The following is a 19,733-nucleotide window of genomic DNA, read 5'->3' on the forward strand; positions in this document are numbered from 1 at the left end:
GTTCCGGAAGCGCTGCCAACAGCCGTCTGGATCAACCCGCCTGCCCAAAAGGAGGACGAAGAGTTAGGCGACGATCGGCGCGAAAAATAATGGACCAAGTTGTCTCAAACTATTGACACGTTCCGACCCCCTTTTGCGTCCCTCGTAGGAAATCATCTCACCCAAGAAGAAATGACTTGACAGATTGTTCCCAAATTTCCGCTCCGTCGCCCACTTATTGACGTGCGAAGAACTCGCCGCGCGGTACGCTCCCACGGATGCATTCGTATGCGACATCGCTGCAACGAACCAAGGATTGAAAGTAATCGAGTTCAATCGCATCAATGGCGGCGGGTTTTACCTCGCCAATGTGGACACAGTCGTTCGTTCACTCTCCGCCTGGCAAGAGATGCCGAGATCTCGCTAACTTAGCTCTGTTCTATTGCCGCAACCGAAATCGGGGTTTCGGCTAGTGGTACTGGCGGTTAATGTACACGTTCACATAATTCGGGTCGTCCAGATCGATCAAGAGAAACGCCTGGCTATTGCCGTCGTTGGGGCGGCACGCTACATTGTCAATCGCCCAAAACTTATGGATCGATTTCAGTCGCCATTGACTGACATCCGGGGTATTGCCTGACCATTGCAGCAGCTGGCTTTGGCTTCGCGACCCGCCGCTGGCGAGCAGAGGCTGGGAAATGAAGGCGTGGAGTTCACTTCTACGAAATCTCACCTTGGCGATGAGATAAGCGCCAATTCCCGTATGATACTCACCGTTCAGGACTACGGCGTCTGGGGGAAATATAAGGGGAACGTCTGGAGAAAGCTGGCGGATCGAAGTGAGCGGCGTGCTTCTGCCTTTCATGCCAAAGTAAAAGAGGGCAAACGGCGCAACGCAGAATACGATCACGGAGATCGAGCCAATTAATAACGCGATTTCATACCATTTGAATTGACGCATGGCGCATCTCCGGAAAACGGGGGAAGGATTATATTCGAAAAAGTTGTCAAGCCATCATTGATGGGGCGCGCCCTGTCACTCTTCATTACTTTTTAACAAAGCGCACGGCGCTGAGGCCGAAGCAATCCCCACCGTAGTTGCCGTCGGCAGCCTCGGCGGCGATGATGATGGATTTTAGCGGCTTATCGGGCAGAGCGTTGGGGACCACGGCAGGCTCTTCCATCGGGGCGCCGGAGGCGCGGGGTAGTTCGATGGTGGGGGTTGAGGTCAGCGAGATCCATTTGACGCCGTCCACAGTGCCGTAGATATGTGTCTTTCGGAAGCCTCGGTCGGTGAGCGTTCCTTGATTGTGGTTCCAGATCAACAGTGAGGCGATTTGCTGCGGCTTCGCGAAGTCGAACTTTGCCCATGCTGGCGATGGCGCGAGGCCGGGCTGAGGGGATTTGGGCGCGGCGTTTCCCGCCGCTTGCCACATCGTACTTGCGCTTTGTTCATTGTCGTGCAGGGCGCCCATCATTCCTGCTCCATCCACCAGATGCGCCGCCGCTTGCATCGGACTGTAAACAGAAGAGGCCGTGACGGCGACCATCTTGGCGGGAACGACATGGGACAGCCGAGGAACCCCAAAATACACTGCGCTCAGTCCGTAACAATCGCCGCCATAGTTTCCATCCACTGCTTCCGCCGCGATGATCACCGATTTCAGAGGATGGCGGGCCTCACAGGGTATGATGACAGGCGTCTCGGAAGGCGTCCCATTCGCTCGCGGCAATTCGATTACCTCGGATGATGTCAGAGAGTTCCATGTCACGCCATCCGAGGAGCCGTAGATGCGTGTCTTTCGGAATCCTCGGTCGGTAAGTTTTTCCTGGTTGTGATTCCAGATGAGGATCGAGGAAACGGGCTTAGGGTCCGCGAAGTCGAATTTCACCCAGGCCATGGCGGGCGCAAGGCCATTGGCGGGCGGATGGGCGCTGGAGACTCTCTGCGTGTGCCACATCGTCTCCGCCCCGCCATTGTTGTCGTGGACGGCCCCCTGCATTCCCGCGCCGTTGATCAGATGCTGCTCCGAGGCGTATACGGAGGAGGCCGTCACGGTAATCTGATTGACGGGAACGGAGGGATTAAGATCTCCCAGCAGCATTGCCGCCGCCACATCTCCTTGACCGGCGGCGCTGACGATACATGTTTGCGCCTTCTCGTCGTCCTGGGGAACGCCGCCGCCGTCCCGGTATCGCTGCCCCATCCGGAGAAGGCCGAACGCATCGTCTTGATCCGCCAGTTTCCGATCGTACGCCAGATCTTCGGCGCTTGAGCCGCTGAAACCGGCTGCGGAGAACTTCGCGGCGTACCCCAAGAGATCGGCGAGCGTCACTCCGGGAGCGGTCTTCAGAAAGCGATAGGCGCGGGATAGATCTTTTTCTCGGTGTGCGGGAGCGTGCGCGAGGACGGCGTAACTGGTGACGAACTGTCCCAGCGTCCGCCAATACTGGGCGTTCGCGCCGCCCGCCCCACCCTTCTCCTGAAATTCATCGCTGGGATGGCCGGACAATAGCCCTGGCTCGCCCTTCAGCGCCGCCTCGGCAAGAGTCGCGGCCTGCGCTCCGTCGGTCGTCTGCTCGGAGAGACGGTACCAGATGGCTGGGTTGAACGGGTTGACTTCCAGCGTGCTTCGGAGGAGTTTCACGCCAAGCGTTTGCTGAACGGGGAGAGGCATAGTTCGGAAGATATTGGACGCCATCCGCGTATCCATATAGGACTTCAGTCCGACGTTCATCGCCAAACTGAGGCCAAGATGATACTCTGCGGTCGCCCAGTTATAGTCTGGCCGAAACCGGATCTGCGTTCCCGGGTCTTCGTCAAAGTACCACTGCGCACACGTGACATCCGGCCCGCCGGCAAAGGCTTGCTCGATCTCGGAAGTCCAGGCGCCGTCGACATATTGGAACGAGATCAGATTGGCGTGTCCCGGCTGCCCGGCCCACATCGCGGGCTTGCCCAGCGCCGAATAAAAATCGACCGTGCCTTTGGAGAGAGGAATGCACTCGCCGCCGTGAATAATGCGATCCGGCCACGCGTCCCAAAACCACTTTGAAGGCAGCAGGGAATCGGGCATCAGCTCATCATCGTTTCGATATGGTCCATAGGTATGATAACGATCCGGGCCATGCGCCCCCTGAAACGCCTCCCAAATATAGTCGGCCTCACTGATTGGAACGGGATGCGCCAGCGGCATCAACAGCGGCCAGGGCGCCGAATCGATAGGAAACAACGGCCACGGCATCGGCTTGCCGCCTTGATCCGGCGTGGAGGAAGGCGTACTGGCGTTGATCGTGGTGAGGTGGCGCATCCAATCAATCGCGGACGGTTTGGGATCGCGCGCCGCCGGCCGCTGCCCGAGCAGGATCATCGCATTTTTCAGTCGCTCCCCGAGCACCACGGATTTCTGGACTTCATTGATCGCATCGATGTAAACACCACGCTTACCAAGATAGGCGCGCAGTTTCTCCTGCAGCGACGCATCCTGATACACCTCGGCGGCCGTCGTATGCGTCTCCGTCATGAAATCCGCGAGATCACGGATATAGACTTTTTCCGGATCGGAGCCAGGAAGCCTCAGCGATTCATCAACCCAGAACCCCGCCTGATAATCGCGTCCGATACTCTTGCATTCCGCAGGCGTCTCCACTCCCCGAATGCGTCTTGACACCGAAAGGGCGATCGCCAGGGAGCGATACTTCGACATCATGTCCGCTGGCAGCTGCTCGCGCAGATGCGCATAGTTCTGAAGGACGCTGGGGTCCGGCGGAAAGACGGCGCCGTACATCGCGGTCCGCACGCCGTCGTGCTGCCGGACTTCCGCCAGGCATTCCGCCGACACGGGCTGATGTCCCGCCTGTAATTCCTGCACAACGGTTTTCTCCGCCCAGGCGAGATACGCCTGCCGCACATCCATCGTCAGGACTCCCCCGGACTTCCGGAGCGCCGGGCCGACTGCAGCATAGCAGCCTTTGGTCACGACGGCGGCACTTGGCATCGGGCTTGCCGCCGGGGCCGCGAACGATGCGGAAGCAGCAAGCCCAAGCATGACAAGAGCAGCAAAAAGTGGTCGGATCATGATCTCTCCCCAGGCAATGGCGATAACAGGAATTGAGAATATCTATCTTCCTATTATCGCACAAATACGAGGACATCGCTCCAACGTCTCGCAATTCCTTAGACACTCTGAGAAAGGAATAAAATGGGCGCAATGCACTGGGAAATCGGGCTTAGCGCACGAATTTCCGTGGATCTGTGGATGTCCTGCTTTACCGCATTTCCTCGTACGATGGCTTGCATTCAGATTGAAATCCGTTTATCAATTGGGACATGCGGGTATGCCAGTAGGGCCGGCGAGCACTGAAGAACGACGCTTTCCGCGCGGCGATACCAACTGACGATTAGGAGCATCGCGCTTCATACGACAGTAACGAATAAGCCTATGGATCACACGCTCGAAACAAAATACAATCCTGAAGAACGAGGCCCATTAGCCCTGTGGGCCGGCATTGAATGTACGGTCAACCGTGTCGGAGACATCTATTACGATCAGAATGAGGTGAGCGGCCACGCCGACCGACTCGACGATTTGGACCGCTGCGCGGCGCTGGGCGTGCGCACGCTGCGTTATCCGATTTTATGGGAGCGCACCGCACCCAATGGTTTAGATAGCGCCGATTGGTCGTGGGCGGACACGCGGATGGAGCGCCTGCGCACGCTGGGCATCCGGCCGATCGTCGGACTCGTCCACCACGGCGCGGGGCCGCGAGACACCAGTCTGCTCGATCCCGAGTTTCCGGAAAAGCTGGCCGTGTACGCGCGGGCCGTCGCCGAGCGGTATCCCTGGGCGAACGCTTATACCCCGGTGAACGAGCCGCTGACGACCGCACGCTTTTCCTGCCTGTACGGCCTCTGGCATCCGCACGCCACCGATCCGCTGAGTTTCATCCGCGCCGTGCTGATCGAGTGCCGCGCCACCGTGCTCGCCATGCGAGCGATCCGTGAGATCAACCCCACGGCCCAGCTAGTCCAAACCGAGGACATGGGCAAGATCTACAGCACTCCCACGCTGAAATACCAGGCAGACTTTGAAAACGAGCGCCGGTGGCTGAGTTTCGACCTTCTTTGTGGGGAATTGACGCCGGAGCGTCCGATGTGGGGATATTTGACGTATCTCGGAATATCGGAAGCCGAACTGCAATGGTTCGTCAACAACCCCTGCCCCCCCGATATCCTGGGGATCAACCACTATGTCACCAGCGAGCGTTTCCTGGACGAACGTCTGGACCATTACCCCGAGCACACCCATGGCGGCAACGGGACACACGACTACGCCGATGTCGAAGCGGTGCGCGTTTGCTCGGAAGGGATCGCCGGCCCGTTCGGCATTCTGGGAGAAGTCTGGGCGCGCTATCGGCGGCCGATCGTCGTCACGGAAGCGCATCTGGGCTGCACGCCGGATGAACAAATGCGATGGCTTTGGGAAGTCTGGAACGCCGCGCTGGAAGCCCGGCAGGCGGGGATGGATGTGCGAGCGGTCACGGCCTGGGCGCTGTTCGGCCTATACGACTGGAACAGCCTGCTGACCAAACACGTGGGACATTACGAACCGGGCGCCTACGATCTCTCAGGACCACGCCCGAAGCCCACGCCGCTGGCGCGTTTGATCCGCGCCCTGGCGACGGAAGGTGGATACGCGCATCCCATTCTGAAAACAGCAGGATGGTGGCGCCGCCCAGACCGGCTGCTATACCCCGCATTCGATCTGCGCGTGGAAACTCTCGCATCACATCCCGTAAAGACGCCCGTTCAACTGAAACATTTGCATCTATCGCACCGGCCATAACGCAGTGCGGTTCGTAAGAAAACCAACCAGGTGGGGATGTTTGAGCTACCGGACGACATTGCCTTTACTCGTCACATGAGCGCAGTCCATCGTAACAAGCGCCTCGCCTGTTTGCCGCGACGAAAGCCATTGGAGATAATCGGTGTTTTGAGATGCCGATGCGCGGACGGTGATGTTGCCCACAATCACCAGCTTGTCCGTGGAGGTGACTTTGATCGACGGGAACGGCGAGCCGATCACTTTGTTTCCTGAAATGGTGATATTGCGGTGCGCCCCCGCTGGCGCAATCGCGCCGGTTCCGCCCGACGCGGTAACGGTAATTGCGGAGCGCCGGCAGTCCGTGATGATATTGTTCTTGATGACGACATTGTTCGAACTGCCAGACTCCAGCCACCAGTATTCCGGGCAGACTAAAATCGCCTCCATCCAGGATCCACTGATCTGATTGCCCGACACTTCCCCATTGCTCGCCTTGATCAGAATGCCGCGCGAACGGTTGAAGCCGAAATCGCAGTTTTTCACGGCGAACCCGTTGCCGGTGCGGCGGGCCGAACAGATCAATGATCCCATCGGCAGGTCTGCATTGCGATCCAGCGTTACTTTGTAAGCATTGGGGGTCCATTGTGTGCGCAGGCCGGCGTCCATCTGCTGCTTGCTCAGAAACTCCCGCTCGGCGTCCGTGATCTTGCCGTCGGGTTCGACCTTCGTCACGACGGCGTCGGGAAGGCGCTCGCCGGAGTAGGTCAGCAGCTCCACGGGTTCGCCCGGAACATAAATGTCGTCCTTCACCAGAACGCGCAGCACGCTCCCCTCGCGCGATGTGACCATATTGTAACTGCCGTGGATATTGACGCAGTCGTCGCCCATAAACTTGGCGCTGCAATTTAGATACGACGGTCCCTTCGCGGCCCCGCCGCTGTGGTAGGCGTCGGCGTCCAGCGAGCGAATGCGCGGGTCCGCGCGCCGGGCGATGTCTTCGGCCGGAGGGCAGCGATCGATGCGGCAATGAGAATAAACGCTGCCGCTGCATCCGAACTCGATAAAGCCAAAGCAGTTGGAAGCGAAGACCGTGACGTTTTCCAGACAGGTCCCAGTGCTATGATCCAGCGTCACCGCATGGGGAATACTGCCATCCGGCGCATACTCCGCGCCGATCACGATGATGTCGCCGATCTGCTCGGGATCGTCCGCCGATCCCGCCCCCTTCGTGACACGCAGATGCTTGGCGTCAATTGTTTCGATCTTTGCGACATTGCAGTCGTCCCGCCGCAGCGTCCGGGTGTCCGGCCGATAGATCTCATACTTGAAGTTGGTCGCCCGGTCCGCCGCCGGATATCCGGCGAAGATCTCGATCTCGGTGATCTTCTTATCCGCGCTGAGCGCCGTAATCTTGCCTTGGGTAAAGGGCAGGGGATCGTAATCAATCTTCAGCCCGCGCACCGTCAGCCCTTCGCACTTATCGATGGAAAGCGCCCGCGTCGTCTGCGTGCAGATCATCTCAACATTGTCGGCGACGATCATCACCCCATGCAGCCCCGCCAAGCGCAGATGCTCACGGTTACGCGGCGTCACACGGTACTTGCCCGGGGGAATAACGATCTTCTTTTGACCGGCTTGGACGGCTTTGTCCACAAAACCCTGGAGATCGAAGGGTTTGCCTATGGGGGCGGCTTGAGATACGACAGGAAGCAAAACAAAGATGATTGCGAGCAGCGCGCGGCGGATGGAAGTCATAAACGATTATAACAACGCGGCGCCCTTTTGTACAGTAGAAATGCCCCCGGTCTTTGCAGAGCCGAGGGCATTTTTTTAACCATAGGTAGGTTTTTGCGGCCATCCCGGAGGCGAGGCTTCGAAGTCCTCCTGGCGGCCGTAGGGAGTGATATCGAGCATATCATAGGAGTCGGTAACGTTCTCGACTCCTCGCTCGAAGGCGGAGTACGTGTGATACACGTCGTCTCCGTCGCGGAAGAAGACACTGATTCCTGGCTGCTCGCCCTTCGGGCTAGAGCCGCGCGCTTCCAGTTCGGCCTTGGTGCGATAGTTGTACTCGATCGGCGTGACGCTTTCGTCCAGCGTCACGTGAAAGTCGTAGTTGAAATCGCTCTCGAAGGACGAGTACCACGGAAGATCCCAGCCTTTGCTGGCTTTGTACGCTTCCAGTTTCGCAAGCGACGCGCGGGAGACGATGACAAAAGTCGTGTTGCGCTCGGCGAGCATTGAGAGGTCGCCAATCGCGTCCACAAATCCCGTGCAGCCCATGCATCCCGTGTCCCAGGAGGGGTCGAACATGAAATGGTAGAGGACCAATTGCCGCTGGCCTTCGAACAATTCTGTCAGGGTCTTTTTGCCCGACGGGCCTTCGAACACATACTCTTTTTCGACCTTGACCATGGGGAGTCGGCGGCGCTCGGCGTTCACACGGTCTTTCTCTTTGGTAAGCGCCTTTTCATCCGTCAGCAGTTTCTTGCGCTCAGCGAGCCATTCATCCTTCGACACGACCTTAGGCATCGCGGTTTCCGTGAGTGTCATGTTACACCGTCCTTTATTTCGCGTTCTTGTCGTAATTGAGCCCCCAGCGGGTTCCAAATTTGTCGGTCAGATGGCCGAACTTCGATCCCCAAAACGAATCGCCCAGCGGGCAGGTGATGCTGCCGCCTTCGGAGAGCTTGGCGAAGAGACGGTCAATCTCTTCTTCCGTGCCGCAGCCCACCATGAGCGACATATTATTCCCCTCAATCAGCCCCTCGGGCGACACCATGTCACTTCCCATGAGCATGACGCCGCCATTCATCAGCGCGGAGTGCATCACGCCGCTCCTGAGTTCGGGCGCCATATGCTCCTCAATGGGAGAACCGGCGATGGTTTGGATGTCCAGTTCGCCGCCGAAGCATTCCTGATAGAACGCCATGGCCTCGCGGGTATTTCCCTTGAAGTTGATGTAAGCGTTGATCTGTGTCATTTCCGTCTCCTCGTAAGCTTTTTCTTAGTCGATGGCCTGATAACCCGTTGTCCAGAAATCTTGATAGGTGGTGATATCGTCGGCGCCCATCATCATGCGCTGCGAGAGAAATACGCCGGCGAGATTTTCACGCGGATCGGCGCGCCAGGATGTCCCGAAGCCGCCGTCCCAGCCGTAGGTTCCCGGGTTCCAGGCGACGCCATCGCGGCGCGTGGTGACGCTCATCCCGAATCCCCAGCCCTGGGTGTCCCAAAAGCCGGGATAGAACAGCGAGGCCGCCTTCTGCTCGGCTGTCATTTGATCGGTCGTCATCAGTTCTACCGATGGACGAGAGAGAATGCGCTGCTCGCCGTATCGTCCCATGCCGAGCATCATCTGACTGAAGGCGTAGAGGTCGTCAGCCGTGGAGACCAGGCCGCCGGCGCCGGATTCGAATGGTCTTGGCGCAGACCAGTCGCCGCCCTTCGCGGGATCGAAGACCACCAGTTCTCCCTGCGCTGGGTCGAACTGGTAGGCGGTGGCCAGTCGGTCGATCTTCTCCTCCGGGACAGAGAACGCCGTGTCCTTCATACCAAGCGCCCCGAAAATTCGTTCCTGGAGATACTCGCCCAGACTGACGCCTGAAACACGAGCAATCAGCACACCCAAAACGTCGGCGCTGGTGTGATACATCCAGCGCTCACCAGGCTGATAAACCAGCGGCAGGGAGCCGAGGCGCGCCATATATTCATCCGGCGCTGGGTTCGCCACCTTCGGTCCCGGCGCCATTCCCGCTTCTTCAATCGCCGCCTGGATCGGATACTGCCCCGGAGGAGCCGCCACAAAGCCATGGCCTAACCGAAAGGTCATCAGATCACGCAGGGTAATGGGACGCGCGGCGGGTACGGTATCGTCCATCTCGCTCTCAATCGAGCGCAGCACCTGGCGGTTCGCGAGTTCCGGGAGCCAGCGGTCGACCGGATCGTCCAAACGCAGCTTCGTCTCTTCAACGAGGATCATCGCCGCCACCGCGACGATTGGCTTTGTGACGGACGCGATCCGGAATATCGTATCACGCTGCATGGGAACCTGCGTCTCCAGGTCCTGCACACCGTGCGTCGTGACGTGAATGTCTCCATGGCGCGCGAGTAACGTCACCACGCCGGAAACGTATCCCCGCTCGACGTGACCGGACATAACAGCGGACATACGTTCGATTCTCGAAGGCAAAAAGCCGCTTGTTTTTGACATTGGATACTCCCTTCTCACAAATATTCGATGGTTTTTCTAACGGCGAATGGGAAGAAAATCACGCAGGCGAGCGTCACGAAGAAGCAGCGCCCCCCAGATCAGTGCTCCTAAGATCTCTGGAAAGATCACCGGAAACGGAGGCTCGCCGACACGCACATGGCTCGCGGTGGCGCCGCCCAGATACCCGGTCAGCAGGATCGCGCCAAGCACGGCGGTGCGCGGAATGGCGTAAAGGATCGTGCAGACCAGCAGCAAGACACCAATTCCCATCGTCACGCCGTCCTGGTAGCCGAGCTTCGCCATCGCTTCGACGACAGGGCCGGGCTTCACCAGTTTCATGATCCCATCCATCGCCAGCATCACGATCGTCAAACCACTGAGCGTGCGCCCCGTCCAGAGCGCCTTCTTGGAAGCCGGAGCGGCTTGTGTCATTGTCGCCATGTGTGATTTCTCCCATACCGTTTCGTCAGCTGTTTTTTGCCCAGACTGCATTCGGCGCATCCTCGCGTCTGCGACGGATCAGCGCATCCAGGCTCCACTCGCCGCCGCCCTGCGCCGCGAGATAGAGGAAGATAAAGCAGAACAGAATCGCCGGCTGGCCCTCATTGAGCACCGGCCACATCCCATTCGGCGCGTGGAACTGCCAGTACGCCACCGCCATCGTACCGGACAGAACGAACGCGACCGGCCGGACGCCCAGACCAAGCAAGATTGCAATCCCCCCAAAGAACTCCAGGATCCCGCCGATCCCCGTTTGAGACATCAGGTGCAGCTTCGCGCCGCCGGGCATGCCCCCGAACCAGCCAAAGAGGATCAGTCCGCCGGCCTGCAAAAACAGCAGGCCGGACACCACGCGCAGCAAAAAGTATGCAATTTGTGAAGCGCGTTCTTTATTCCATTTCGAATTCGCCATTGTTTTTCTCCCTCGTCAGTTCTCACTACACACAATCGCCAGAAGCTTTATTTCTCCGGCAGCCCCGTAATCTCGACAATCGGCCGGACTTCAATCGTGCCCTTTTTCGCCATCGGAATCTGTTCCGCGACGGCCAGCGCCTCGTCCAAATCTCCCGCATCGATCAAAAAATATCCGCCCAGCTGCTCCCGTGTTTCGGCAAACGGCCCATCGGTCACGAGCCGCTTGCCGTCGCGGACGCGCACGCTGGTGGCGGTCGTGACGGAATGCAGTGGGTTCGCAGCGATATATTGTCCTTTCGCCTGAAGGCGCTGCGCCAGCTGCGCGGACTCGCCGTAGCACGCTTCGCGCTCGGTCTGGGTGATGGCGTCTTCAGCGCCGTAAATCAGCATCATATATTTCATGAGATTATCTCCGTGATTTGTTCAAAAGAAGCTATCCGCCCGCCATCGCCCCCACGATCAGAAACGGCTCTTCCCCCGACGCGACGGCGTCGGGGAGCGGCGCGTCGGGCGATTCGTGCGAGAGGTCCTGGCCACAAGCAAAGAAGCGCAGAAACGGACGGCGCTTCTGAGTTCCATAGTCGCGGATCGTGCCGCGCAGGGCCGGATAGCGCGCTTCCAAAGCGTCGAGCACCGTGCGCTGGGTGACAGGGACTTCCAGTTCGATCTCGACGTCGCCGTCCACGCGGGCCAGCGTTCGCAGATGATGCGGCAGCGTGACGACGATCATGGCAGCGTCTGCACCTCGACGGAAAGCACGCCCGGAAGATCGCGGACGATCGCCTGCCAGTTGTCGCCGCTGTCGGATGAGCCGTAGACCTGGCCGCCTGTCGTGCCGAAATAGACACCGCAGGAGGGAAGCGAATCGACGGCCATGGCGTCGCGCAGAATGTTCACATAGCAGTCTTTTTGAGGCAGTCCGTTTGTCAGGGCCTCCCACTCGTCGCCACCGGTGCGGCTGCGATAGACCCGGAGTTTGCCCTCCGGTGGGAAGTGATGGGAATCACTCTTGATCGGAACGACATAGATCGTTTCAGGTTCGTGCGCGTGGACTTCGATCGGGAAGCCGAAGTCGCTGGGCAGGTTGCCGCTGACTTCGCGCCACATGTCCCCGGCGTCGTCGCTGCGCATGACGTCCCAATGCTTCTGCATGAAGAGCGCATTCGGGCGCGAGGGGTGCATGGCGATGCTGTGGACGCAGTGGCCCACATCGGCGGCAGGGTCCGGAAGCTCGTAATCGGAGCGTAGTCCCTTGTTGATCGGAAGCCATGTCTCGCCGCCGTCATCCGTTCGGAACGCGCCGGCGGCGGAGATGGCGACGAAGATTCTTTGCGGATCGGCGGGGTCTAAAATAATCGTGTGCAGGCACATGCCGCCGGCGCCCGGCTGCCAGAGCGGTCCTTTGGCGGCGCGCAGGCCGCTCAGCTCGGTCCAGGTTTTGCCGGCGTCATCCGAGCGAAATAGACCGGCGTCCTCGACGCCCGCGTAGACGACATCGGCGTCGGTAAGTGAAGGCTCCAGATGCCAGACGCGCTTGAACTCCCAGGGATGCTGCGTGCCATCGTACCATTGATGCGTGCCGGGGATACCCTCGTACGCAAATTCGTTGCCGACCGGCTCCCAGGTCTTGCCGCCGTCGTCGGATCGCTGGATCAGCTGCCCGAACCAGCCGCTGGACTGCGAGGCGTAGATCCGATTGGGATCGACGGGCGAGCCTTTGAGATGGTACATTTCCCAGCCAGGAAAGTGAGGCTCGCTCACCTCCCACTCCTGACGCTTCTCGTCCGATGTCAGGATAAACGCGCCCTTGCGCGTCCCCACCAGCACCCGCACTCCGCTCATCCGCTGCTCCTTCCTGAGCTTTCGCCCGCCGCTTTTTCGACATTCTCACTACTTAGTCGAACGAGCCGCGGGCGAATCGACATCCCATCCGATTTTATTTTCCGAACTTTCCGTCTTGATTATATCGGACTTTTTACATCGACGCCAGGTAAGCGTCCAATTGATCGAACGTACCGCCAAATCCGCCGCGCATGCTGTCGAACATGCCCTCGAAAAACGCCTGCTCGGCCGCGCTTGCATTGATGGGTCCGCCGCGCAGCGTCATCGTGGTCTCGCCGTCCTGCTCGGTAAACGTGACGACATTCAGAACCTCGCGCGGCCAATCGTTGCTGAATGGCGCCTGAGTAATTTCGCCCTCGGGATTCGAGAACGAACTGACAAAGACCAGCCGCTCCGGCGCTTCGATCTCACGGTACACAAATTTGCCCCACATTTCCTGCCCGGCGGCGGACTTCATGCTATAGTGGAATTCACCGCCCGGACGGATGTCCGCATTCGCAACGCCCAGATCAAAGCCCTTCGGCCCCCACCATTTCGCGAAGCGCTCGACTTCAGTCCACGCCTGAAAGACAAGATCGCGCGGCGCCTTCACAACTCGCGTGATGACTAGCTGCTGCCCCGACACGTTTTCCAATGTTTCCGACATAATGTTTCTCCCTATCTTCTTCAAGACTACTTACGATTGAGTGACCAGTTCGTTCAGGCGATCCAGCATTTCGAGCCAGCTGGGGTAGGCGCCCGTCTGCTTGGCCAGCGATTCCAGCACGGTCTGGTGTAAAGTTACCGTCGTCTTGCCGCCCTGCTCGACGAACGTGACGGTGACTGTGGTTTCGCGCGGCCAGTCGGCCTTCATGCCCATCTCCGCAGGCTCCATAAAGTTCCCCTGCTCATCCGCGAACGAGAGCGTATAGACAAGCCGCTCGGGAACGACGATCTCCTGGAAAACGCCCGTGCACCAGCAATCGCCAAACTTCGGATTACGGATACAGGTATGAAGCTCACCGCCGACGCGAAAATTGAATTTCGCGATCTCGATCGTGCAGCCGTTCGGAGCATACCAGCGTTTCAATTGCTCAGGATCGGTCCAGGCCGCATAGACAAGGGCGCACGGGGCGTCGAAGACGCGCGTGATGACGACCTCTCGGGCGTCGTCCAGCATCATTGTTTCCTCTTGCTTATCCATGGTTTGTGTCATTGTTTTTTCCTTGGTCCTGCACTTCGCGAAGATAGACATCCAGACGATCAAAACCTTCCTCCCAAAACTTGTGATACTGCTCCACCCAGTCGGCGATCTCGCGCAGCGGCTTCGCTTCGAGACGGCAGGGCCGCCACTGCGCATGCCGGCCGCGCGAAATCAGCCCCGCACGCTCCAGCACTTTCAGATGCTTGGTGACGGCGGGCGCGCTGATCGCAAACGGCTCGGCAAGATCCTTGACCGAAGCTTCGCCGGAAGCGAGCCGCGCAAGGATCGCCCGGCGGGTAGGATCGGCGAGAGCGGCAAACGTGGCGCTGAGTTGTTCCTGAGACATTTGTAGAACCTATCCATTAATTAACCATTTGGTTAATTATAAGGGACACCAGGATGCTTGTCAAGGTATTTTTACCAGGCAATCATCCTGAAGGAATCACAGCGCTGTTATTCAGGTCTTAGCTCCTGAACCGGCCGCACTTCGATGCCGCCGAGCCGCGCTGAGGGGATCTTCGAAGCCAATCGGATAGCGTCGTTTAAGTCGGTCGCTTCGATCAGATAGTAACCGCCGAGCTGCTCTTTTGTTTCGACGAAGGGGCCGTCGGTCATCGATACATTGCCATTGCGCACTCGAAGGGTTATCGCCGTTTCGACCGGCTGCAGCGCGTGCGCCGAGATGCCGCGCCCCCCGCGTTCGAGTTCGTCCCTATACGCAAGCGCTTCGTCCACAAGCGCGTCGTACTCGCTTTTTGAAAGCGCCTCCAGCGTCCCCTCCTCATGGTAGACCAGACACAAATACTTCATCGATCCCTCCAGGGCGGCGTCAAAATCTCCTGCTGACACTATTTAGTCGTTCGGTAAAATACGAAATCGACAATTGATGCAGAAATTTCGAAATTTATTTTGTGATGGTCTTAGCGTGAAAGATTCGCCAGCCGTCGCTCCAGAAAACGGCGCTCAGGCTCCTGCAGTGTCAGCGCCAGAGCGCGTTCATAGGAAGCGCACGCATCCACCGTTCGCCCCAGCCGCCGACACAGCTCCGCCCGGGCGGAGTGCGCCAGATAGTAGTCCGAGAGTTCGCCCTGGGCGAGAATGGCGTCGATCAGGCGCAGGCCCGCTTCAGGCCCGTCGCGCATCGCGACGGCGACGGCGCGGTTCAGACGAATCACGGGCGAGGGCTCCAATCGCGCCAGCACATCGTAAAGCCCGACGATTTGCGCCCAGTCAGTCTCGGCGGCGCTGAGGGCCTCGGCGTGTACCGCCGAGATCGCCGCCTGGAGCGTGTACGAACCGAAGCGCCGCGTGCGCAGCGCCTGCTCCACAAGCGCCGCGCCCTCCGCAATTTGATGGCGATCCCAGAGGGAGCGGTCTTGTTCCTCCAGCAGAATGAGATCGCCGTCCGAGGAAGCACGGGCCGCGCGGCGTGACTCGTGCAGTAGCATCAGTGCGAGAAGTCCCAAAACCTCCGGTTCCGGCAGCAGTTCGCGCACAAGCCGCGCCAGTCGGATCGCCTCGCTCGAAAGATCGGCGCGCGTGAGCGAATCACCCGACGACGCCGAGTACCCTTCATTGAACACAAGATAGATGACGTGAAGAACGGTGTCGAGGCGGCCCGGCAGATCGGCCGGCTCGGGAGATTGGTAGGGGATTTTAGCGTCGCGGATCTTCGCCTTGGCGCGCACGATGCGCTGGGCGACCGTGGTGGGCGACGTCAGAAAGGCGCGCGCGATCTCCTCGGTGGTCAGGCCGCAGACTTCCCGCAGGGTCAGCGCCGCGCGGGCGTCTGGCGAGAGCGCGGGGTGGCAGCAGATGAAGATCAGGCGCAGGCGGTCGTCCTCCACCCCTTCTTCTTCCCAGGTCAGCGCGGTGGCGCGGGTATCTTCCTCGATCTGCTCGGCAAGCCTCGCCAGCGACGCATCGAACCGCGCCCGCCGCCGCATACCGTCGATGGCTTTAAACCGTCCCGTGGAAACAAGCCACGCCCGCGGGTTTGCCGGCGCGCCGTCCTGCGGCCACTGCTCGGCCGCCGCCGCGAAGGCGTCCTGCATCGCCTCCTCGGCTGTGTCGAAGTCGCCGAGCAACCGAATCAATGTCGCGAACACGCGGCGTGATTCCGAGCGGTAGACGGAGTCCACCATCGCCCGCGCCTTTTGCATCGCCTCTTCAGCAATCGGCTCCGCGCCGTCGATTTGTGTGCGTGTCACTTCGCGTATCTTTCCGCGCTCCGCGCTCGCGCCTTCGCCGCCTCTTCTTCACGATTCTTCGGAGCCGAATGAGACGTCAGCGCGCCAAGAAATCGTTCGGACGCGCTTGCAATCTCCTCCACCGCCGCCTGAAACGCGGCCTCGTTGGCCTTGGATGGTTTGGCGGCCCCGCTGATCTTGCGGACATATTGCAGCGCCGCCGCCCGGATTTCATCCTCCGTCACTGGTGGGTCCATGTTGAATAAGATGCGAATATTCCGGCACATTTGACTACGCCTCCAATGGTTCGATACGAACAACTGTGCGCCGCAACGACGCCGGAGGTTAGTTCGCTGCCAAGGGCGGCGTATCCTTGTTTTGGGGAGAAGTTTTTACAGAAAGTTATTTGTGGAAGGAGCGAACGTTCACATCGCCGTTTATTTGCTGTTTGCCGGCAGTATCTGAATCCCGCAGACCTTGGGCTGGTCCGCCGATCCCTTGATGAACCGGATCACAATATGCCCGCCGGCGTCAGCGCGCACGCCTGGAATGATCTGGACGTTCGCCCGGTCTTTGCCCCTGGCGGCGGCAAAGACGTCGAAGTCGCTCAGCGCGCGCTCCCCGTTAATATCCACGTGGAACACACGCTGGCCCTTGGCCTGAAAGAACGTCTCGGCAAAATGCAGCGCGACATTGTACGTCTGTCCCACCTTTGTGGGAATCGTATATGTACATTCGCCGTTGCGCTCGGTACGGTAGAGGATCGCCGGAGCGGCGCCGGCGACGCCCCGCGTATCAATCGGATTGTCCGTCGCCGACTGGCCGCCACCCGTCACATAGCAATCGGCGGCGTAGCCGGGGAGCCAGCAGACGCCGCAGTCGATCCCATGGATCTCGGAGACCTTGGCAAGTCCCGCATCGGCGTTCGGCGTGATGGAAACGTTGGCGGAGCGTGACGGCGCGGCGGTCACGTTCCATCCATCCACGGCGATCAGAGGGGCTTCCCCGTGCAGATCCTTGGTCGCCGCCTGGATGGTGAGGGTTTGGGTTTCGCCAGGCAGCAGAGAGACATAGTTGTCGCTGTACGTCACCGGCAGCACGCGCGCCCCCGACCTGGCTCGACGCAACTGCAAATGGGACATCAGTGCGACTGACTTCGTATGGTTCGCAAGGGTCACACGCAGCGTCGTGGTTCCGCCTGCGTCGGATCGAGCGGCGCGGACATCCAGCGCAACTGGAGGCAGTGTCTGCAAGGCGCTTGTGTCGTCGCCTTTGGTCGCGCGCCAGTAAAAGTTACTGGACAGAACTTTACCCATGGCGTCCGTGAGAGTCAGTTTGACGAAGTACGCTGGAGTGAGCGCGGCGGACCATGTGATGGAGAGCGCGCCCGTGGCGGCCGTCGGCGAGGCGGATAGCTTGGCGCTTTGCCGGGAGACGCGAACGCCGTTCAGATTGTAAATATCCGCAACAGCCGTCAATCCCGTCAGCGTCTTGGACTGATTGTTGACGACCTGCACCTTCCCGTCGGGCGTCATTTGAACGTGCGTCATTTCGCAGGCGTGCTTGACGCCGAAGTAAGCCGCAGTTGGCTCCAGATCGTAGTTGTAAATCTGCCAGACCAAACTGGGCTGCGCGGGATTGCTCATCCAGAGGATAATGCCCGAGCAGGGATCGAACATACGTGAGTTACGCCCCTCGATCATCGCCCGGTAGGTTTCGTAATCGGCCAAATGCGCCTTGCGCACGAAATCGACCGTATCGGCGATGGCGCCATAGCGCTGGGTGAGCGCGGGCGCATAGTTGTTCTGGCAGAGGTCGTGCTGGGTCCAGTCATCGTTGAATGTGCCCCAGTCGGGTTTCGGCATCATCGCCCGGACTGCTTCCAGCGTGGGGATCGACGGCGCGCCTGTCTCGGTATGGAAGACATCCTTAAACGGTCCGAAGTAGTGCGCCACGGTTTCGATCCCGTAATCGCCGTCGCCGACACCGTACTGGCTGGAGGAACAGGGCTGGAACCATCGGCCGGGGTCTACCTCCGAGGCGAGTTCGATCATCTCCTTCTCAAAGGGCGTCCCCACGGGAAACTCGTTGCGCTGGCACCAGAGCGCGATGCTGGGATGGTTTCGGAAGCGCAGCATCGTATCTCGCTGGTTGGCGAGAAACATTTTTGCATCGATGGGATAGTTGACGGTGTCGTCGAGCCAGAAGTCGTTCCAGACCAGAATGCCGTACTTGTCACAAAGCGCGTAAAAGTCTTCTTGTGTGGTCTGACCGCACCAGTTACGGATCATGGTGAAGCCGACATCTTTGTGCAGCTTGATCTGCGCCTCCAGCCGCGCGTAGGGACTGCGCTTGAGGGCTTCGTCCAGTCCCCAGTTGCCGCCGCGCATCATGATCGGGACGCCGTTCACGGACAACTTGAGCGATCCCGCCCCATTGCCGACGCCGCCGTAATCGATCGTCCGCACGCCGAACGTGGCGCTCTTCGAGTCGCTCGCGGATTTACCAATCGTGAACGTCAGCGGCATCGTGTAGAGCGTCTGCGCGCCGTAGCCGTTCGGCCACCAGAGCTTGGGATGCATGAGATGAAGCGCCGGCGTATCCTCCCCAGACAGCGTGACGGTCTGGGACGAATTCGCCTCCAACGTGACATTCCGCGAAAACACCTGCCCAGCAACGCTGCCCTTCAGCACGCCAATCTGCGGCTGATTGGTGACGTTTTGCAGCTCCACTTTGAGCGTCAGATCGGCGGCGCTGCTGCTCGCGGTGACATGAGAGTTCGTGACATACGGGTTCTTGATGACGATAGGGCCGGTGGCGAACAGAGACACCCCTTGCCAGATACCGACGTTCCGGTCATGGATGGTGGGAATCCAATCCCAGCCGACCGAGCAGAAGAATGTCGGCGAATCGCCTTCCAGGTTGCCGCCGTTCGGCCCGTAGCCATTCGCCAGCGTCTGCAGCACGGGGTTGGATGGATTGCTGATGCCGCCGCTCGCATGCGGCGGCGTCAGGATACGCACCGCCACGGCGCTTCGCGCGCCAGCTTTGACATAAGGCGTCACATCGAACACGCCACGCGTAAACGCACCCTCGATCCGCCCGACATTCTTCCCGTTCACCCACACTTCGGCCTTGTGATTGATCCCCTCAAAGTTCAGCCAAATATGCCGCCCCGCATACGCTGGCGGCGGGGTGAACGTGGTTCGATACCAGTAGGACGTTTCCGAAAGGCTATCCGGGATCTTTTGATTGTTCAAGCCATAGAGTGGCTCCGGGTAGATATGGTTGTTGACCAGCGTCGTCAGAACCGTCCCCGGCACAGTGGCCGCATACCAGCCGGTGGGTTTGTAGGCAATGCTGGAAACGGTTTCGCCGGGGCCCGTCGCCTTTTTGGTGTCCTGGAGGCGCCAGCCCTGGGTAAGCGGGACGGGCGCGGGGAGGGTTTGGGCCAGAAGTTGGTGGGACAATGACAGGCCGACAATTGCAGACGGCAATAGCGCACACGTAATCAGTCGGCGATAAGATGCCGGCGGTTGGAAACCGCGCCTGCAAGAGCGCAGAAACCCACCGGCGTGGGTTACATT

The 19,733-nt window shown here is 59.6% G+C and carries 20 protein-coding genes; 2 read left to right on the plus strand and 18 right to left on the minus strand.

All coding sequences use genetic code 11. The annotated features are described in order from the left end of the window. Positions 1-184 precede the first annotated feature (184 nt). The gene (locus tag ABIZ35_RS11420; protein WP_348220031.1) at positions 185-406 is read left to right on the plus strand and encodes a hypothetical protein; all 222 of its coding nucleotides are present in this window, start codon (positions 185-187) and stop codon (positions 404-406) included. 42 nt (positions 407-448) lie between these two features. On the opposite strand, the gene ABIZ35_RS11425 is transcribed toward ABIZ35_RS11420, so the two are convergent. Beyond that, a complete protein-coding gene (locus ABIZ35_RS11425) occupies positions 449-940 on the minus strand; it encodes a hypothetical protein (RefSeq protein WP_348220032.1) in 492 nt (163 codons plus the stop codon). 85 nt (positions 941-1,025) lie between these two features. Then, entirely contained in the window at positions 1,026-4,058 is a 3,033-nt protein-coding gene (locus tag ABIZ35_RS11430; protein WP_348220033.1) for a discoidin domain-containing protein, read from the minus strand. Positions 4,059-4,421: 363 nt separating this feature from the next. On the opposite strand from ABIZ35_RS11430, the gene ABIZ35_RS11435 reads away from it, so the two are divergent. Continuing rightward, positions 4,422-5,825, plus strand: coding sequence for a family 1 glycosylhydrolase (locus ABIZ35_RS11435; RefSeq protein ID WP_348220034.1), 1,404 nt, complete (start codon positions 4,422-4,424; stop codon positions 5,823-5,825). A 45-nt stretch (positions 5,826-5,870) separates the two neighbouring features. Here the strand turns inward: ABIZ35_RS11435 and ABIZ35_RS11440 are convergent, their stop codons facing one another. The 16 genes from ABIZ35_RS11440 to ABIZ35_RS11515 all read right to left on the minus strand — a co-directional run bounded on the left by ABIZ35_RS11440 (position 5,871) and on the right by ABIZ35_RS11515 (position 19,616). Continuing rightward, positions 5,871-7,559, minus strand: coding sequence for a right-handed parallel beta-helix repeat-containing protein (locus ABIZ35_RS11440; RefSeq protein ID WP_348220035.1), 1,689 nt, complete (start codon positions 7,557-7,559; stop codon positions 5,871-5,873). Between the two features lie 75 nt (positions 7,560-7,634). After that, positions 7,635-8,357, minus strand: coding sequence for a DUF899 domain-containing protein (locus ABIZ35_RS11445; RefSeq protein ID WP_348220036.1), 723 nt, complete (start codon positions 8,355-8,357; stop codon positions 7,635-7,637). A 13-nt stretch (positions 8,358-8,370) separates the two neighbouring features. After that, on the minus strand, positions 8,371-8,787 hold the full coding sequence (locus ABIZ35_RS11450) for a VOC family protein (protein ID WP_348220037.1): 417 nt from the start codon (positions 8,785-8,787) through the stop codon (positions 8,371-8,373). A gap of 24 nt (positions 8,788-8,811) precedes the next feature. Beyond that, the gene (locus ABIZ35_RS11455) at positions 8,812-9,975 is read right to left on the minus strand and encodes a serine hydrolase domain-containing protein (RefSeq protein ID WP_348220038.1); all 1,164 of its coding nucleotides are present in this window, start codon (positions 9,973-9,975) and stop codon (positions 8,812-8,814) included. A 78-nt stretch (positions 9,976-10,053) separates the two neighbouring features. Continuing rightward, on the minus strand, positions 10,054-10,458 hold the full coding sequence (locus ABIZ35_RS11460) for a DoxX family protein (RefSeq protein ID WP_348220039.1): 405 nt from the start codon (positions 10,456-10,458) through the stop codon (positions 10,054-10,056). Positions 10,459-10,483: 25 nt separating this feature from the next. After that, positions 10,484-10,930, minus strand: coding sequence for a DoxX family protein (locus tag ABIZ35_RS11465; protein ID WP_348220040.1), 447 nt, complete (start codon positions 10,928-10,930; stop codon positions 10,484-10,486). Between the two features lie 47 nt (positions 10,931-10,977). After that, on the minus strand, positions 10,978-11,334 hold the full coding sequence (locus ABIZ35_RS11470; protein ID WP_348220041.1) for a YciI family protein: 357 nt from the start codon (positions 11,332-11,334) through the stop codon (positions 10,978-10,980). A gap of 31 nt (positions 11,335-11,365) precedes the next feature. Next, positions 11,366-11,662 (minus strand): MoaD/ThiS family protein, encoded by a 297-nt coding sequence (locus ABIZ35_RS11475; protein ID WP_348220042.1) that lies wholly within the window; start codon positions 11,660-11,662, stop codon positions 11,366-11,368. Continuing rightward, positions 11,659-12,774: an exo-alpha-sialidase gene (locus tag ABIZ35_RS11480; RefSeq protein WP_348220043.1), complete on the minus strand. Its 1,116-nt coding sequence runs from the start codon at positions 12,772-12,774 to the stop codon at positions 11,659-11,661. The genes ABIZ35_RS11475 and ABIZ35_RS11480 overlap by 4 nt, the downstream gene beginning before the upstream one ends. A gap of 133 nt (positions 12,775-12,907) precedes the next feature. Then, a complete protein-coding gene (locus ABIZ35_RS11485) occupies positions 12,908-13,420 on the minus strand; it encodes an SRPBCC domain-containing protein (RefSeq protein WP_348220044.1) in 513 nt (170 codons plus the stop codon). A gap of 30 nt (positions 13,421-13,450) precedes the next feature. Beyond that, positions 13,451-13,969, minus strand: a complete 519-nt coding sequence (locus tag ABIZ35_RS11490) for an SRPBCC domain-containing protein (protein WP_348220045.1) — start codon at positions 13,967-13,969, stop codon at positions 13,451-13,453. Beyond that, the gene (locus ABIZ35_RS11495) at positions 13,950-14,303 is read right to left on the minus strand and encodes a metalloregulator ArsR/SmtB family transcription factor (RefSeq protein ID WP_348220046.1); all 354 of its coding nucleotides are present in this window, start codon (positions 14,301-14,303) and stop codon (positions 13,950-13,952) included. Before ABIZ35_RS11495 ends, ABIZ35_RS11490 begins: the two co-directional genes overlap by 20 nt. 107 nt (positions 14,304-14,410) lie before the next feature. Next, positions 14,411-14,767, minus strand: coding sequence for a YciI family protein (locus ABIZ35_RS11500; protein WP_348220047.1), 357 nt, complete (start codon positions 14,765-14,767; stop codon positions 14,411-14,413). A 110-nt stretch (positions 14,768-14,877) separates the two neighbouring features. Further along, entirely contained in the window at positions 14,878-16,119 is a 1,242-nt protein-coding gene (locus tag ABIZ35_RS11505; RefSeq protein WP_348220050.1) for an RNA polymerase sigma factor, read from the minus strand. 44 nt (positions 16,120-16,163) lie between these two features. Next, on the minus strand, positions 16,164-16,433 hold the full coding sequence (locus tag ABIZ35_RS11510) for a DUF2277 domain-containing protein (RefSeq protein WP_348220048.1): 270 nt from the start codon (positions 16,431-16,433) through the stop codon (positions 16,164-16,166). 150 nt (positions 16,434-16,583) lie between these two features. Further along, entirely contained in the window at positions 16,584-19,616 is a 3,033-nt protein-coding gene (locus ABIZ35_RS11515; protein WP_348220049.1) for a malectin domain-containing carbohydrate-binding protein, read from the minus strand. Positions 19,617-19,733: the final 117 nt, after the last annotated feature.

Source organism: Capsulimonas sp., from assembly GCF_039929585.1.
Lineage (GTDB): Bacteria > Armatimonadota > Armatimonadia > Armatimonadales > Capsulimonadaceae > Capsulimonas.

What these genes read in the sequence shown, in the direction of transcription:
- ABIZ35_RS11495 (WP_348220046.1), bottom strand. Translation starts at nt 14,303, where the DNA reads ATGTCTCAGGAACAACTCAGCGCCACGTTTGCCGCTCTCGCCGATCCT.
- ABIZ35_RS11475 (WP_348220042.1), bottom strand. Translation starts at nt 11,662, where the DNA reads ATGATCGTCGTCACGCTGCCGCATCATCTGCGAACGCTGGCCCGCGTG.
- ABIZ35_RS11445 (WP_348220036.1), bottom strand. Translation starts at nt 8,357, where the DNA reads ATGACACTCACGGAAACCGCGATGCCTAAGGTCGTGTCGAAGGATGAA.
- ABIZ35_RS11430 (WP_348220033.1), bottom strand. Translation starts at nt 4,058, where the DNA reads ATGATCCGACCACTTTTTGCTGCTCTTGTCATGCTTGGGCTTGCTGCT.
- ABIZ35_RS11460 (WP_348220039.1), bottom strand. Translation starts at nt 10,458, where the DNA reads ATGGCGACAATGACACAAGCCGCTCCGGCTTCCAAGAAGGCGCTCTGG.
- ABIZ35_RS11485 (WP_348220044.1), bottom strand. Translation starts at nt 13,420, where the DNA reads ATGTCGGAAACATTGGAAAACGTGTCGGGGCAGCAGCTAGTCATCACG.
- ABIZ35_RS11480 (WP_348220043.1), bottom strand. Translation starts at nt 12,774, where the DNA reads ATGAGCGGAGTGCGGGTGCTGGTGGGGACGCGCAAGGGCGCGTTTATC.
- ABIZ35_RS11455 (WP_348220038.1), bottom strand. Translation starts at nt 9,975, where the DNA reads ATGTCCGCTGTTATGTCCGGTCACGTCGAGCGGGGATACGTTTCCGGC.
- ABIZ35_RS11490 (WP_348220045.1), bottom strand. Translation starts at nt 13,969, where the DNA reads ATGACACAAACCATGGATAAGCAAGAGGAAACAATGATGCTGGACGAC.
- ABIZ35_RS11505 (WP_348220050.1), bottom strand. Translation starts at nt 16,119, where the DNA reads ATGCAAAAGGCGCGGGCGATGGTGGACTCCGTCTACCGCTCGGAATCA.
- ABIZ35_RS11500 (WP_348220047.1), bottom strand. Translation starts at nt 14,767, where the DNA reads ATGAAGTATTTGTGTCTGGTCTACCATGAGGAGGGGACGCTGGAGGCG.
- ABIZ35_RS11435 (WP_348220034.1), top strand. Translation starts at nt 4,422, where the DNA reads ATGGATCACACGCTCGAAACAAAATACAATCCTGAAGAACGAGGCCCA.
- ABIZ35_RS11470 (WP_348220041.1), bottom strand. Translation starts at nt 11,334, where the DNA reads ATGAAATATATGATGCTGATTTACGGCGCTGAAGACGCCATCACCCAG.
- ABIZ35_RS11425 (WP_348220032.1), bottom strand. Translation starts at nt 940, where the DNA reads ATGCGTCAATTCAAATGGTATGAAATCGCGTTATTAATTGGCTCGATC.
- ABIZ35_RS11440 (WP_348220035.1), bottom strand. Translation starts at nt 7,559, where the DNA reads ATGACTTCCATCCGCCGCGCGCTGCTCGCAATCATCTTTGTTTTGCTT.
- ABIZ35_RS11510 (WP_348220048.1), bottom strand. Translation starts at nt 16,433, where the DNA reads ATGTGCCGGAATATTCGCATCTTATTCAACATGGACCCACCAGTGACG.
- ABIZ35_RS11465 (WP_348220040.1), bottom strand. Translation starts at nt 10,930, where the DNA reads ATGGCGAATTCGAAATGGAATAAAGAACGCGCTTCACAAATTGCATAC.
- ABIZ35_RS11450 (WP_348220037.1), bottom strand. Translation starts at nt 8,787, where the DNA reads ATGACACAGATCAACGCTTACATCAACTTCAAGGGAAATACCCGCGAG.